This window comes from Apibacter sp. B3706 (assembly GCF_011082725.1).
Taxonomy (GTDB): Bacteria; Bacteroidota; Bacteroidia; order Flavobacteriales; family Weeksellaceae; genus Apibacter.
This window is the reverse complement of sequence record NZ_CP049715.1, coordinates 2,064,247-2,076,842: the sequence shown is the minus strand read 5'-3', so window position 1 is coordinate 2,076,842 and position 12,596 is coordinate 2,064,247. Positions and strand designations below refer to the sequence as shown.

The 12,596-nt window shown below is 30.9% G+C and carries 13 protein-coding genes and 1 tRNA gene; 8 read left to right on the top strand and 6 right to left on the bottom strand.

All coding sequences use genetic code 11. The features are described from left to right. Nucleotides 1-25 precede the first annotated feature (25 nt). The 3 genes from G8C41_RS09015 (at nucleotide 26) to G8C41_RS09005 (ending at nucleotide 2,028) form a co-directional block, all read left to right on the top strand. Entirely contained in the window at nucleotides 26-946 is a 921-nt protein-coding gene (locus G8C41_RS09015; protein ID WP_166007382.1) for a dimethylarginine dimethylaminohydrolase family protein, read from the top strand. Then, nucleotides 939-1,883: a citrulline utilization hydrolase CtlX gene (ctlX, locus tag G8C41_RS09010; RefSeq protein WP_221404041.1), complete on the top strand. Its 945-nt coding sequence runs from the start codon at nucleotides 939-941 to the stop codon at nucleotides 1,881-1,883. The genes G8C41_RS09015 and ctlX overlap by 8 nt, the downstream gene beginning before the upstream one ends. A gap of 71 nt (nucleotides 1,884-1,954) precedes the next feature. Continuing rightward, a tRNA-Met gene (locus tag G8C41_RS09005) sits at nucleotides 1,955-2,028 on the top strand. Nucleotides 2,029-2,195: 167 nt separating this feature from the next. Here the strand turns inward: G8C41_RS09005 and G8C41_RS09000 are convergent. The 3 genes from G8C41_RS09000 to G8C41_RS08990 all read right to left on the bottom strand — a co-directional run bounded on the left by G8C41_RS09000 (nucleotide 2,196) and on the right by G8C41_RS08990 (nucleotide 3,243). Beyond that, nucleotides 2,196-2,540 (bottom strand): hypothetical protein, encoded by a 345-nt coding sequence (locus G8C41_RS09000; protein ID WP_166007379.1) that lies wholly within the window; start codon nucleotides 2,538-2,540, stop codon nucleotides 2,196-2,198. Nucleotides 2,541-2,547: 7 nt separating this feature from the next. Then, complete coding sequence (locus G8C41_RS08995) at nucleotides 2,548-2,886, bottom strand: hypothetical protein (RefSeq protein WP_166007377.1); 339 nt, start codon at nucleotides 2,884-2,886, stop codon at nucleotides 2,548-2,550. 81 nt (nucleotides 2,887-2,967) lie between these two features. Beyond that, nucleotides 2,968-3,243 (bottom strand): hypothetical protein, encoded by a 276-nt coding sequence (locus G8C41_RS08990; protein WP_166007375.1) that lies wholly within the window; start codon nucleotides 3,241-3,243, stop codon nucleotides 2,968-2,970. Between the two features lie 366 nt (nucleotides 3,244-3,609). Here G8C41_RS08990 and G8C41_RS08985 point away from each other — a divergent pair, with 366 nt between their 5' ends. Further along, nucleotides 3,610-4,620: an acyltransferase family protein gene (locus tag G8C41_RS08985; protein WP_166007373.1), complete on the top strand. Its 1,011-nt coding sequence runs from the start codon at nucleotides 3,610-3,612 to the stop codon at nucleotides 4,618-4,620. Between the two features lie 218 nt (nucleotides 4,621-4,838). Here the strand turns inward: G8C41_RS08985 and G8C41_RS08980 are convergent, their stop codons facing one another. Beyond that, nucleotides 4,839-5,399, bottom strand: coding sequence for a threonine/serine exporter family protein (locus G8C41_RS08980; protein ID WP_105296456.1), 561 nt, complete (start codon nucleotides 5,397-5,399; stop codon nucleotides 4,839-4,841). Continuing rightward, the gene (locus tag G8C41_RS08975) at nucleotides 5,386-6,159 is read right to left on the bottom strand and encodes a threonine/serine exporter ThrE family protein (RefSeq protein ID WP_166007371.1); all 774 of its coding nucleotides are present in this window, start codon (nucleotides 6,157-6,159) and stop codon (nucleotides 5,386-5,388) included. The genes G8C41_RS08980 and G8C41_RS08975 overlap by 14 nt, the downstream gene beginning before the upstream one ends. Nucleotides 6,160-6,334: 175 nt before the next feature. On the opposite strand from G8C41_RS08975, the gene G8C41_RS08970 reads away from it, so the two are divergent. The 4 genes from G8C41_RS08970 (at nucleotide 6,335) to G8C41_RS08955 (ending at nucleotide 10,683) form a co-directional block, all read left to right on the top strand. Further along, nucleotides 6,335-6,913: a DUF4136 domain-containing protein gene (locus G8C41_RS08970; protein ID WP_166007369.1), complete on the top strand. Its 579-nt coding sequence runs from the start codon at nucleotides 6,335-6,337 to the stop codon at nucleotides 6,911-6,913. Between the two features lie 440 nt (nucleotides 6,914-7,353). Beyond that, a complete protein-coding gene (locus tag G8C41_RS08965; RefSeq protein WP_166005052.1) occupies nucleotides 7,354-8,697 on the top strand; it encodes a sugar porter family MFS transporter in 1,344 nt (447 codons plus the stop codon). 19 nt (nucleotides 8,698-8,716) lie between these two features. Further along, nucleotides 8,717-9,727 (top strand): LacI family DNA-binding transcriptional regulator, encoded by a 1,011-nt coding sequence (locus tag G8C41_RS08960; RefSeq protein ID WP_166007367.1) that lies wholly within the window; start codon nucleotides 8,717-8,719, stop codon nucleotides 9,725-9,727. A gap of 11 nt (nucleotides 9,728-9,738) precedes the next feature. Then, nucleotides 9,739-10,683: a carbohydrate kinase family protein gene (locus G8C41_RS08955; protein WP_160567722.1), complete on the top strand. Its 945-nt coding sequence runs from the start codon at nucleotides 9,739-9,741 to the stop codon at nucleotides 10,681-10,683. Between the two features lie 80 nt (nucleotides 10,684-10,763). Here the strand turns inward: G8C41_RS08955 and G8C41_RS08950 are convergent, their stop codons facing one another. Beyond that, a complete protein-coding gene (locus tag G8C41_RS08950; RefSeq protein WP_166007365.1) occupies nucleotides 10,764-12,401 on the bottom strand; it encodes a fumarate hydratase in 1,638 nt (545 codons plus the stop codon). Between the last annotated feature and the right edge of the window lie 195 nt (nucleotides 12,402-12,596).

Genomic DNA, 12,596 nt, shown 5'->3' with positions numbered 1-12,596 from the left:
TAATCAATTAACTAGATGAAATATTATGCAGCTCAACATAAAAAATGAAACATCAAAGCTGAAAGTGGTTGTTCTAGGTCAACCCTGTTCTATGGGAAAAACACCGGAACTAAATGAAACTTATGATGCAAAGTCTTATGAAAATGTAAAAAACAACAGTTACCCTATAGAAGAAGACGTAATACATGAAATGAAGGAATTTAAAAATGCTCTTCAAAAATATGATGTTACGGTTTTATCTCCCGAAATTTTAAAAGATTATAACCAAGTATTTGCAAGAGATGTAGCCTTTGTTATAGAAGATAAGATCATTATATCTAATATGATTGCAGATCGAGCAGAAGAACTCTATGCTTATAAAGAAATATTCAAATCCATATATTTTCAGAATATTTATAATCTTCCTAAAAAAGCAAAAGTTGAAGGAGGGGATATTATACCTCACAACGATGTTGTTTTTTGCGGAGCTTATGAAGGAAAAGACTTTGCGAATATTAAAACAGCGAGAACAAACCAATATGCTATAGATTACTTAAAAGATTTATTTCCTAATAAAACCTTTATAAATTTACCGTTAAAAAAAGATGATAAAAATCCGAGAAACGGAATTTTACATCTCGATTGCACCTTTATGCCTGTTGGAAAAGATAAAGCTATTCTTTACAAAGGAGGTTTTGCAAATGAAAAAGATTATCATTTCTTACTTGATTTTTTTGGCACAAATAATGTCTTTGAAGTAACGGACGAAGAATTGTATTACATGAACACTAATGTATTTTCCATTTCACCGGAAGTGGTTATTTCGGAAAATAAATTTGAAAGGCTTAATAATTTTATGGAAAACGAATGGAATATAAAAGTAGAAAAAGTTCCTTACCATGAAATATCAAAAATGGGAGGCCTTCTAAGATGTTCCACTTTACCTTTAATACGTACAAATGAGTAATAAGCAGATAACAAATACCGTATTGATGATAGAACCCGTTTCCTTTGGGTATAATTATCAAACAGCAAAAAATAATTTCTTCCAACAAAACGATTCGGTTTCCGTAGAATCTATTCAAGAAAAAGCAAAGGAAGAATTCAGAAATATGGTTGAAAAACTTAGAAAATTCGGAATAAATGTTTTGGTTGTTAAAGATACGGAGCAACCGCATACACCGGATTCAATTTTTCCAAATAACTGGATTTCTTTTCATTCAGACGGTAAAGTAGTGCTTTATCCTATGTATGCTGAAAATAGAAGAGTAGAAAGAAGAGAAGATATATTGGATAGTATAGAGAAGGAAGGATTTATAATTAATGAAATAATAGATTACAGCCGGGCTGAAGAGGAAGATATTTTTTTAGAAGGAACCGGAAGCATGGTATTGGATCGTACTAATGAAATCGCCTATGCTGCCATTTCAGAAAGAACCAACGAAGAACTTTTTATAGAGTTTTGTGAAGATTTGGAATTCTCACCTGTAGTTTTTCATTCTACACAAGAAAAAAATGGTAAAAGATACCCGGTGTATCATACCAATGTAATGATGAGCGTGGCAGAAGATTTCGCCATAATTTGTAAAGAATCTATCCAAGATGTAAAAGAAAGAAAACTAGTAATAGACTTTTTACAAACTACGAAAAAGGAGGTAATTATCATTTCAGAAGAACAAATGAATCATTTTTTAGGAAATACCTTACAACTGGAAAACGATAAAAAAGAAAGATTTTTAGTAATGTCCAATACAGCCTATCAATCCTTGAATGCAGGTCAAATAAATGCCATAAATAAATACAGTCAAATATTGGTATTTGATATTCCCACAATTGAAAAATATGGCGGCGGTGGCGTACGATGTATGTTAGCAGAAATATTTTTACCTAAAGCAGAAAGTTAAAAATCGGCTTTTACTATTAAATAATTTTGTAAATTAATGAAATCCCGTTATATTTGCACCTCGAATTAATTGGCGAGGTAGCTCAGGTGGTTAGAGCGTTGGATTCATAACCCAAAGGTCGGCAGTTCAAGTCTGCTCCTCGCTACAAAATTATAACCCTCATATAGAATTATGAGGGTTTTTTATTTAAAATACTTTCGATTTTCTGAACAATAAAACATTCACTGATATTTTTTGTTATGTTTACACCTTTAAAGTTTCATCATCAGCAAAAAACAGTAGCACATTCTTTTAAAATAGAAGTAATAAAATTTATTGATACACTTTACCCTCACATTCCCAAGGAAAACTTACAATAGTATCTTTTTTATGGATATAAAAAATTAATTCCCCTTTTCGTTTAATTAACGTATCTCCTACAGACATATCATCCCTAAATGTTAACCACCAACGACTGTTAGCTTTACAATGACAGGGTTTTCCCATATTCATATCCACTCCATATAAATCTAAATAAGCTTGACTTGTTGAGGGCTCTTTCTCTAAGATCATAATACATTCTTCATCTCTATGTAAATCAGCATTTTTTTCACAATCAATTTTTAAACAAGAACGTAATAAACTAATTCCCAATAATAAAATAATTATCTTTTTCATTATCTTTTTATTTATTGTTAAACCAATTACTTAACTGACGAATACCATTGCTTAATCTAAAAGTTTCGGATTTAGAAACAGCAACACCCGCTCCGAACCCCAATCCGGCATTTATTCCAATAGTTCGTACTCCGCTTGGATCATATTTAAGTTTACCATCTTCATTAAATACAGACGTTGAATAAACACCTCCTACCAAAAAGGAGCCTCCCCAGCTAACATCCGTTCCGGAAAGACCTTTTAAAACATCTTTATTATCCCCATAGTTATCATGAAAAGCAAATTGAGCCCCGGTTTTTACCCCCGGTTTGCTCGGTTTTATTCCCAGACCACCTCCAGTTCCCACAACTAAAGCCGCATCACCGTTGGCTACTGCAATTCCAATACTTAAGCTTGCTTCTCCAAAGATTCCTTGAAAAGAAAATCCCTAGCTGAAACTAAATGCATCCGGCTTATTAGGGCTATATCTTCCATATTGACCACTTGCTACTGCATTAAGGTATGCACCGGATATATAACCCGGTAAAAAGTAATTATTACCTACCATTTCAATAGGTTCAATATCGGTATAATTAATTTGGTTTCCACCAATACTTTGTTGCCGCTGTATTTTTTGAGAAAAGATAGGAGTTGAGGGAAAAAGAAATAAAAAAAAATAAACAACAAATGGTGTTGATCTTATATAAAAATAAATATAATTCATAGTATGATCAGTTTTAAATTTTATTTAAAAATATATATTATTAATATAAAATAAACTTTTTTTTGATTTTTATTTGTTAATGTGATTTTTATCATTACTTTTCACTCATGATTATTATATGAATTGTATTAACATTTTATGTGTATATTTGACCAATTTTTATAAAAGTATAGATGCTTTTAACCTTTGGGAATGCTGGTAAATAAAGTTAAATTTTTATTTATATGAAGTTGGAGATTTTTATAAATTTTAAGAACATTTAAATTTATAATTAACAGTCGGATCTATATGTTTATAAACAGATCATTATATTTTAAATTGCATTTATTATACAAATAGTTTATTATTAAATAATTTTATTTTTTTATGGAAAGGAATAAATCTTTAGATTCCGCTAAGTTCATTTTAATATTTTTTGTTGTATTAGCACATACCTGTGAATATGATTTATTTACATCTAAAATCAAACTTTTGATTTACATTTTTTCTTCAACCTTTACAATACCCTTATTTATAATCATTTCAGGTTATTTCTCAAAAAATTTAACATGGGATAAGTTTAAAAAATTCTTCTTAGGCTTTGTTTTAGTATATTATTTATTTCAACTTTTTTATTCAATCCCCTCCATGGCTGCCGGGCATTTCAATATCGTACGATATATACTATTACCCATAGGTCCTCTCTGGTATCTTGCGGGATTAATACTTTGGAGATATTTTATAATACTAATAAAAAAGTTTAATATACCGGCATGGGCAAGCTTACTAATTTCAACGGTTATTTCGTTATCTGTTGGATTTATAAAGATAGATCCTATATTGCATCCTGATTATGTTTCTGCACTAAGAATCTTGGTTTTTATACCCCATTTTTTTGTAGGATATTATGCCCCACAAGATATCTGGTCTAGAATAAAAAATATTAAAAAAATATATTCCGTATTATTTTTTACGATTTTTGGTATCTGGGTTTGTTTATACGGAACAAGCTATCATGCATTCACCACATTTGGTGGATACTCCTATAGTGTATTTCCTACTATTACCGATGGATTGATTCAAAGGTTGATTTTTCTTGTTTTTGCCATATTCAGTTCTGCAGCATTTTTTAATATTATTCCGGATACCTTCTATAAATTTGGTTCCGCTAGTTTGGGCATCCTTTTGTTACATATTATGATTGTATATCCAATATATTGGGGGATAGTTACAAAACATTTCAGTCATATACCACTTATAATTGATATTTTAGCTGCTATAACAATTACTTTAGTATGTTTGTTTTTAACTAAGCTAAAAATTATTCAATTAATAATGAATCCGTTGAAATTAATTGAAATGATTTTTTCAAAAAATAAAAAGATAATTAATAAATAAAAGTTATTATCGAAAAAACAATCATATAAAACTATATGATTGTTTTTTTTACTTAATAGTATAAACTAACAAAAACTAATTGAAAAATAATTAATTAAAAAATTAAATGGGTGAATTTGACATTCTTTATGCTCAATTAAGTATATGGAGATAAATTAAATATAATCAGTTAAATAATTTATTTTATCATAAGACTATCAATATGTTTAACAAATCATTTATTCATTTTTCTTTTTAATATGAACCAGTTTATTAAATAATAATTGATTAAGATTAGTTTGTTTAACTGATCTGGTTTTAAAAATTAATAAAGGAAAAACAACGCCAAATGCGAGTGATAATAAAGTAAACCCCGTACGAGTAGCTTTTTCAAGCATTTCTACTAAATAATTAAATTGCAGTGGTTCCCCTTCTTTTAAAGTCATAACCTCGATCAAAGAAATCATAAACTCATAGCCCATTTTACCGGGAATAATATTAATGACAGCGGGAATCGTAAATACAATAGGAGGGGTGTGTACTCTATGAGCGAAATAAACGCCTGATATACCTACTAAGCTGGCAGCGGCAAAACTTGAAAATACGATTTGATTTACAAAATAATGTAATAAAACAGCTCGGCAGCTAAATCCCATAGCTCCTAACAAAGCTACCACCCACATCGAACGGTAAGGCGTTCTAAATATAACGGCAAAGCCTATGGATACCCACATAGACCAAAATATTTTTTCCCAAATAGTTACATTCTCACAAACGGTAAAAAAATTAATTAAATCCATATCCAAATAAAAATAATGATAAAAATAGGCCCATAGCGATAACAAAAATTAACATTGATCCGTGTATTCCCCTGGCAATACCTTGTGTAACATATCCTTCTAAAATATCTATGAAAGAATTAATTAAAGGCACACCCGGTATTAAAAATAAAACACTGGCAGCAAAAGCACTTTTAAGATCAAGGCCGGTGATTAATCTAAAAATATTCACAACAGATACGGCAGTAAAAGAAGCAATAGTAAAAATTATAAAAATGTTGAATTTTTTTTGAGTTAAAAATTGTCTGGAAAGGATTCCAAAAACAGTCGCAAGGAAAGTAATAAAAAACTCAATCCAACTACCATTAAGAATCCTGCATAAACTGGCTCCGGCAAGACCTACAAAAAACCAAATGGCGGGTTTCGGGTAATGATTAATTTTCTTTATAGAATTAAATTGTTCATTTACGGCATTCACATCCATTTGTTCATGAATCACTCTCCATGATAATATGCTGATTTCAGAAACAATTTCAAAATTTACTCCAATATGAGGTATAGCACGAACTATAGTATGCATAACATGAGTTTTCTTATCTCTCACACTAAGTACAACGCCTGATAACGAAAAAAATAAATCAGCTTCATAACCAAGAGCCCCGGCTATTCTTTGCGTATTTTTTAATGTTCGCGAAGTATTAGCACCATTCATGATAAGGCTTATAGCAATATCTGAAATAACTTCGCTTACAAATTTTATTTCAATTGAAGTATCAGTCATAAAGAAGTATTAATTAACAGGTGTAAAATTATAACAAGGAAGTAGAGTTTTGAGATAAAATAACGTAAACCTGATAACAATCACATAAAAGGGACATAATTTAGATAGGCAAGTAAAATATGACTAAAATATTAGTAAATTTGTTACTTATGTTGAATGTAAATTATATAAATATATGAAATCTCATTGGCTGCTATTTATTTTATTAATTACATTGGTTTCATGTCAAACCAATAATCTATCAGTAGATTATGATTCAGGATATAATTTTTCTACAGTAAAAACCTATAATTATTATGCAGATAATAAAGTAAAACTTAATAATAAAATAGACAGTACAAATTTTATGAAAAACCTGGATGCGGTGTTGCTTTCCAAAGGTTTAACAAAAGATGTTGATAACCCCGATGTTTATGTAGCCGTGGAAGTTTATACCCAACTTACACACCCTGCCAATAGTTCGGTCAATTTAGGAATTGGAGGAGGAAGTGGTTGGTTTGGATTAGGTACTAATGTAGATATACCCATAAAAAATAATAGTAAAATTGTTAATTATTCGTTTAAAGTCGATTTTGATGATGCAAAAACCAAGAATTTAGTTTGGACATCAAAAGTTGTAGATTCTAAACCTTTTAATACCTCTACCGCTTCTAGAGCTTCCTTTTATAATTCATCAATTAATTTGTTGTTTAAGAAATATCCGCCTAAGAAAATTAGAAAATCCAAACCAAGCAAAACGAACTATTACAATTAGTTTGAATTTAATGATATAAACCCCTATATTTATATCTATGATTAGTATAAAGAATTATTAAGTAAAGATTATATTGCTTTCTTAAATAAGTTTGTATGATGCTTTTACATATAAGAATTTTAAAACATGTTTAAACGTTTAAACAATAAATTTAGAAAGATAAAAGATTTATATTTTTTAAACTAAAAATCTTTTTAAAGTTAATGAATCATTTTTTTCAACCTAACAATATTTAAATTTAAGAATTCATTTTCGTTTACATTTAATAAAATTATTTTTGAATCATTTGAAAAAATAAGAAATATAATTTCATACTATCAATCTCCACACCTATAAAAATATTATCATTTTTTAATATGATATAACTCATTTCAAATAAAATCATTTAATCGATTAAATGATATAATTTTACTGCATGAAACCACAAACATAAATGTAATATGAATACAAAATATCTATATTGGATTACTTTCGTTGCTGTAAACGGAGGTCTATTATTCGGTTTAAATATGGCAGGAATTGCCGGAGCCAATGATCTCATAAAGCAAGATTTCAGTTTAAGCGATAGCGGATTAGGTACGGTTGCCAGTTTTTTAATGATAGGTTGCTTAATTGGAGCATTTTTTACAGGTAGTATAGCTGAAAAATATGGCCGTAAAAATGTTATGATCATTACAGCAATTATATATATAATTTCATCTTTAGGTTGTGCTTTTGCAACCAGCTTTATAGGATTAACTATTTTTAGGGTTCTTTCCGGCTTCGCTGTAGGAGCTACTTCAGTAGTGGGCCCCATGTATATTTCAGAAATCTCCCCGGCCAATAAAAGAGGAACGTTGGTATCATTCAATCAATTTGCAATAACCATCGGTATCTTTTTAGCCTATGTTTTTGATTATTTCTTGATTAATTTAGGTCAAGAAAGTTGGAGGTATATGTTGGGAGTCCCAGCCCTATTCGGGATCATTTTTTTACTATATTTAGTATTCTCATTTCCGGAAAGTCCGCGCTGGCTCTTAGCTAAGGGGAAAAAAGACGAAGCCGTAGAAATTCTTAATAAAATAGGAGGAGATAGTTATGTTAAAAACGAACTTCCTGAAATGGAAAAATCCATAAATGCTGAAAAGAACAAAGAAAAAGCCAGCAGTAAAGAATTATTTAACGGAAAGACTGGCAAAATAGTTGCAATAGGAACCCTTATAGCAGCATTCCAGCAGATTACCGGTATAAATGCTGTATTAATATTTGCACCGGATATTTTCCGTTCTGCCGGAGTAGGTGGTGATACAGCTTTACTTCAATCCATGATCGTGGGAATTGTAAATGTATTAATGACTATAGTTGCCTTGAAATTAGTTGATTCTAAAGGTCGTAAAACTCTTTTATTATGGGGAGCTTTTGGAATGGCTGTTTCTTTAGGATATTTGACATATGCTTTCTTACAACCTGAAAAAAATAGTATGGGAGTTTTAATAGCCTTATTAGGATATATCTCCTTTTTTGCTGCATCCTTTGCTCCGGTAATGTGGGTAATTATATCCGAAATTTATCCTAATAGAATTAAAGGATTAGCAATGTCTTTTTCAACTGCTGTTAGCTGGGGTTGTACATTTTTAACTGTATATTTTGCACCAATTATACGAGCAAATTTAGGAGACAGTGCATTATTTGGAATTTTTGGAATATTTACTGTAATTGCCTTTATTTTTGTTAAATTTTGGATTCCGGAAACCAAAGGAAAATCTTTAGAACAAATTGAAAAAGAATTAGGGCTTATTGACTAAGCTATAAAATACAATTACTATGAAAAGAGTTTCAATTAAAGATGTTGCTTTAAAAGCAGGGGTTTCGACTGCGTTGGTTTCATATGTTTTGAACGGTCGTCATACCGATAGAATAAGTAAACTAACAGCAGAAAAAATAAAAAATGCAGCTAAAGAACTGAATTACCGACCCAATAGCATAGCGCGAAGTCTCAAAGCCAAAAAAACTCATACCATTGCCTTGTTGGTTGCAGATATTGCCAACCCGTTTGCTTCTCAAATAGCAAGGATTATTGAAGATGAGATAAGCAGCAAAGGATATGTAATATTAATTGGAAGTTCCGATGAAAACGCAGAAAAATTGCAGCAATTAATAGATATTTTTCTTACCAGACAGGTAGATGGTTTTATAATTCTACCGGTAGAAGGCTCAGAAAAGTATATATTGGATTTAGCTAAAACCAATGCTCCGATAGTTTTAATAGACAGATATTTTAATAATAATATGGAAATACCCGTAATTACTACTAATAATTACGGAGCATCCTATCAAGCCACAGAACATTTAATAAAAAAAGGAAAAAAGAACATAGGTATACTATCATTTCAAACGGAATTAATTCATATAAATGAAAGAGTAAATGGTTATAAAAGAGCTGTGTTGGATAGAGGTTTAACTATTAAATCAGAAAATATAAAATACATTAATGAAGCGAAAATAGATATAGAAGTTTCCCATGCTATAGATGAATTACTATCAAAAGAAGAACCCATTGATGCCTTATTTTTTGCAACAAATAAATTAGCATTGGCAGGACTTAAAAAACTAATGACTTTAAACATAAAAATACCCGAAGAATTAGCACTAATTACTTTTGATGAATCAGAAGCCTTTGACATTTTTAAAGTACCGGTAAGTCATATAAAACAACCTTTGTATGAAATATCCAAAGAAGCTGTAGAAATAATTACCGGCATGATTGAAGATAAAAATTTAAAATTCAAACCGAGAGTGTACAACTCCAAATTAATAATAAAACAATCTTCTTAATAAGATACATAATGAAAAATAATATGAATACGAAGCCCATCATTTGTTTTGGAGAAATATTATGGGATATATTCCCATCAGGAAAGAAAATAGGAGGAGCTCCATTTAATGTTGCATATCATCTTAATAAAATGGGTGTTGATGGAAGAATGATTAGTTGTGTTGGAAATGATGAATTAGGCAGAGAATTGCTTAACAAAGTACAAGAAGCAGCGATTCCGACAGAAGAATGCCAGATAAGCGATAAATACAACACAGGGACTGTAATAGCAGAAATAGATAAAAATAACGAAGCTCATTATACCATTGTAGAACCCGTAGCTTGGGATTTTATAGAATGGAAAGATGAATATGAAAATTTAGTAAAGAATTCACAAGGATTTGTATTTGGAAGTTTAGGAAGCAGAAATAATTTATCCAAAAACACTTTGTCAAAATTAATTGAAGTTGCGCCATATAAAGTTTTTGACATCAATCTACGACCTCCATATATTTCTCAAGAATCGATTATCGATTTTATGAAAAAAGCTGATTTAGTAAAGATGAATAAGGCAGAATTAAGGCTTTTGTTAGAATGGGTGGGGAAAGAATATACATCTGAAGAAGATGCCGTAAAATATATTCGTAAAACATTCTCTTTAGATGGACTAATTGTAACCAAAGGAAGTAAAGGAGCGGTATATTGTGATCAATATCAATATATATATTCAGAAGCCATACAAGTTGAAATAAAAGATACAGTCGGTAGTGGTGATTCTTTTCTGGCCGGATTTTTAGCTAAAAGAGCTCAAGGGTTCTCAAATTTAGATGCTATGAAAGAAGCAATAGCTTTGGGGGCGTTTATAACCAATCACATAGGAGCATGTCCGGTATATGATTTAGAAGAATTTCAAAAATTCAAACAGGACAAATCGATAAACAGTAACACTTTTATAGAAGATCAAACAATCAATTAGCATACACTAATCTTATCTCTATATAGATAAAAAGCAGCTTATATTATTAAGCTGCTTTTTAAATATAAAGATAAAATTAATTAGCAGTTACACGAAGTATTTTTTATCTGTTGAAAGAAATCATTACCCTTGTCATCTACGAGAATAAAAGCAGGAAAGTTCTCAACCTCTATTTTCCAAATAGCTTCCATTCCCAGTTCGGGATACTCCAAACATTCTAAATGTTTAATATTAGTTTGTGCAAGAATTGCAGCAGGTCCCCCTATACTTCCTAAATAAAAACCGCCGTATTTATGACAAGCGTCTGTAACTTGTTGGCTTCTGTTTCCTTTTGCAATCATAATTAAGCTGCCTCCATGGGATTGGAAAGAATCCACATAAGAATCCATTCTTCCGGCAGTAGTGGGCCCCATAGATCCCGAAGCATACCCGGCAGGTGTTTTAGCCGGTCCGGCATAATAAATAGGATGATCTTTTATATATTGCGGTAACTCTTCTCCATTATCCAATTTTTCTTGCAGTTTCGCATGAGCGATATCCCGTCCTACAATAATAGTTCCGGTTAAAGATAGCCGAGTAGAAACAGGATATTGGGACAATTCGGAAAGAATCTCTTTCATCGGCCGATTTAAATCAATCCTAACACCTCCGGCTTCTCCCGCCTTTTGATATTGTTCCGGAATTAATCGGGCTGGATTATCTTCCAATTTTTCAATCCAAATACCGTCTTTATTTATTTTTGCTTTAATATTTCGATCGGCAGAACAAGAAACGCCCATTCCAACCGGACAAGATGCTCCGTGTCTTGGTAGTCGTATAACCCTGATATCATGTGCAAAAAATTTACCCCCGAATTGTGCGCCTAACCCTAATTCACGAGCGGCATTCAATAGCTTATTTTCCATTTCAAGATCCCGAAAAGCACGCCCGCCTTCATTTCCTGATGTTGCCAAGTTATCATAATATTTAGTAGAAGCAAGCTTAACTGTTTTCAAGTTAGTTTCAGCCGATGTTCCTCCAATTACAAAAGCAATATGATAAGGAGGACAAGCAGCAGTACCCAACGATTTCATTTTTTCTACTAAAAAAGGAAATAATTTATCGGGATTTAATAATGCTTTAGTCTCTTGATATAAATAAGTTTTATTTGCCGAACCTCCTCCCTTTGCAACAAATAAAAATTTATATTCCTGTCCGTTTACTGCATATAAATCAATTTGAGCGGGAAGATTGGTTCCTGTATTCACCTCTTTATATAGGTCTAAAGGAGCATTTTGAGAATAACGCAGATTATCAGATGTAAAAGTATTGTATACTCCCTTAGATAAAGCTTCTTCATCATTTCCACCGGTCCATACCAGTTGGCCCTTCTTTCCCATAATAATCGCTGTTCCGGTATCTTGACAAAAAGGAAGAATTCCTTTAGCTGAGATTTCAGAATTTCGTAAAAAAGTAAGAGCCACAAACTTGTCGTTTTCACTGGCGCTCGGATCTGATAGTATACTTGCTACTTGTTTTTGATGTTCCGGACGAAGTAAAAATTCAACATTATGAAATGCATGTTGAGCCAGCAAAGTTAAACCTTCCGGTTCTATTTTAAGAATTTCTTTTCCTTCAAATGTAGAGGTTGAGATATAATCTTTAGTTAGTAAATAGTATTCTGTAAGATCTTTTCCTTGTTCAAAAGTTTCTTGATACTTAAAATCCGGTGTTGCCATATAGTAAGCCTAGTTTTATAAATTTAACAGCGCTAAAATTATAGATTAATAGATTTATAAAACATGACATTTACCGCTTTTAAAGACTAGTACGAAATTTATAATCATTATAAATAAAGAAAAAACATTTTTTTCAATAGTGGTTTATATTTATAATTTTATAAGAGAAATATTTAGAAAAAGATTAAAAAAAGA

Coding starts and splice junctions, on each gene's coding strand:
- G8C41_RS09000 (WP_166007379.1), bottom strand. CDS start 2,540: ATGAAAAAGATAATTATTTTATTATTGGGAATTAGTTTATTACGTTCT.
- G8C41_RS09015 (WP_166007382.1), top strand. CDS start 26: ATGCAGCTCAACATAAAAAATGAAACATCAAAGCTGAAAGTGGTTGTT.
- G8C41_RS08990 (WP_166007375.1), bottom strand. CDS start 3,243: ATGAATTATATTTATTTTTATATAAGATCAACACCATTTGTTGTTTAT.
- G8C41_RS08985 (WP_166007373.1), top strand. CDS start 3,610: ATGGAAAGGAATAAATCTTTAGATTCCGCTAAGTTCATTTTAATATTT.
- G8C41_RS08975 (WP_166007371.1), bottom strand. CDS start 6,159: ATGACTGATACTTCAATTGAAATAAAATTTGTAAGCGAAGTTATTTCA.
- G8C41_RS08960 (WP_166007367.1), top strand. CDS start 8,717: ATGAAAAGAGTTTCAATTAAAGATGTTGCTTTAAAAGCAGGGGTTTCG.
- G8C41_RS08970 (WP_166007369.1), top strand. CDS start 6,335: ATGAAATCTCATTGGCTGCTATTTATTTTATTAATTACATTGGTTTCA.
- G8C41_RS08955 (WP_160567722.1), top strand. CDS start 9,739: ATGAAAAATAATATGAATACGAAGCCCATCATTTGTTTTGGAGAAATA.
- ctlX (WP_221404041.1), top strand. CDS start 939: ATGAGTAATAAGCAGATAACAAATACCGTATTGATGATAGAACCCGTT.
- G8C41_RS08950 (WP_166007365.1), bottom strand. CDS start 12,401: ATGGCAACACCGGATTTTAAGTATCAAGAAACTTTTGAACAAGGAAAA.
- G8C41_RS08980 (WP_105296456.1), bottom strand. CDS start 5,399: ATGGATTTAATTAATTTTTTTACCGTTTGTGAGAATGTAACTATTTGG.
- G8C41_RS08965 (WP_166005052.1), top strand. CDS start 7,354: ATGAATACAAAATATCTATATTGGATTACTTTCGTTGCTGTAAACGGA.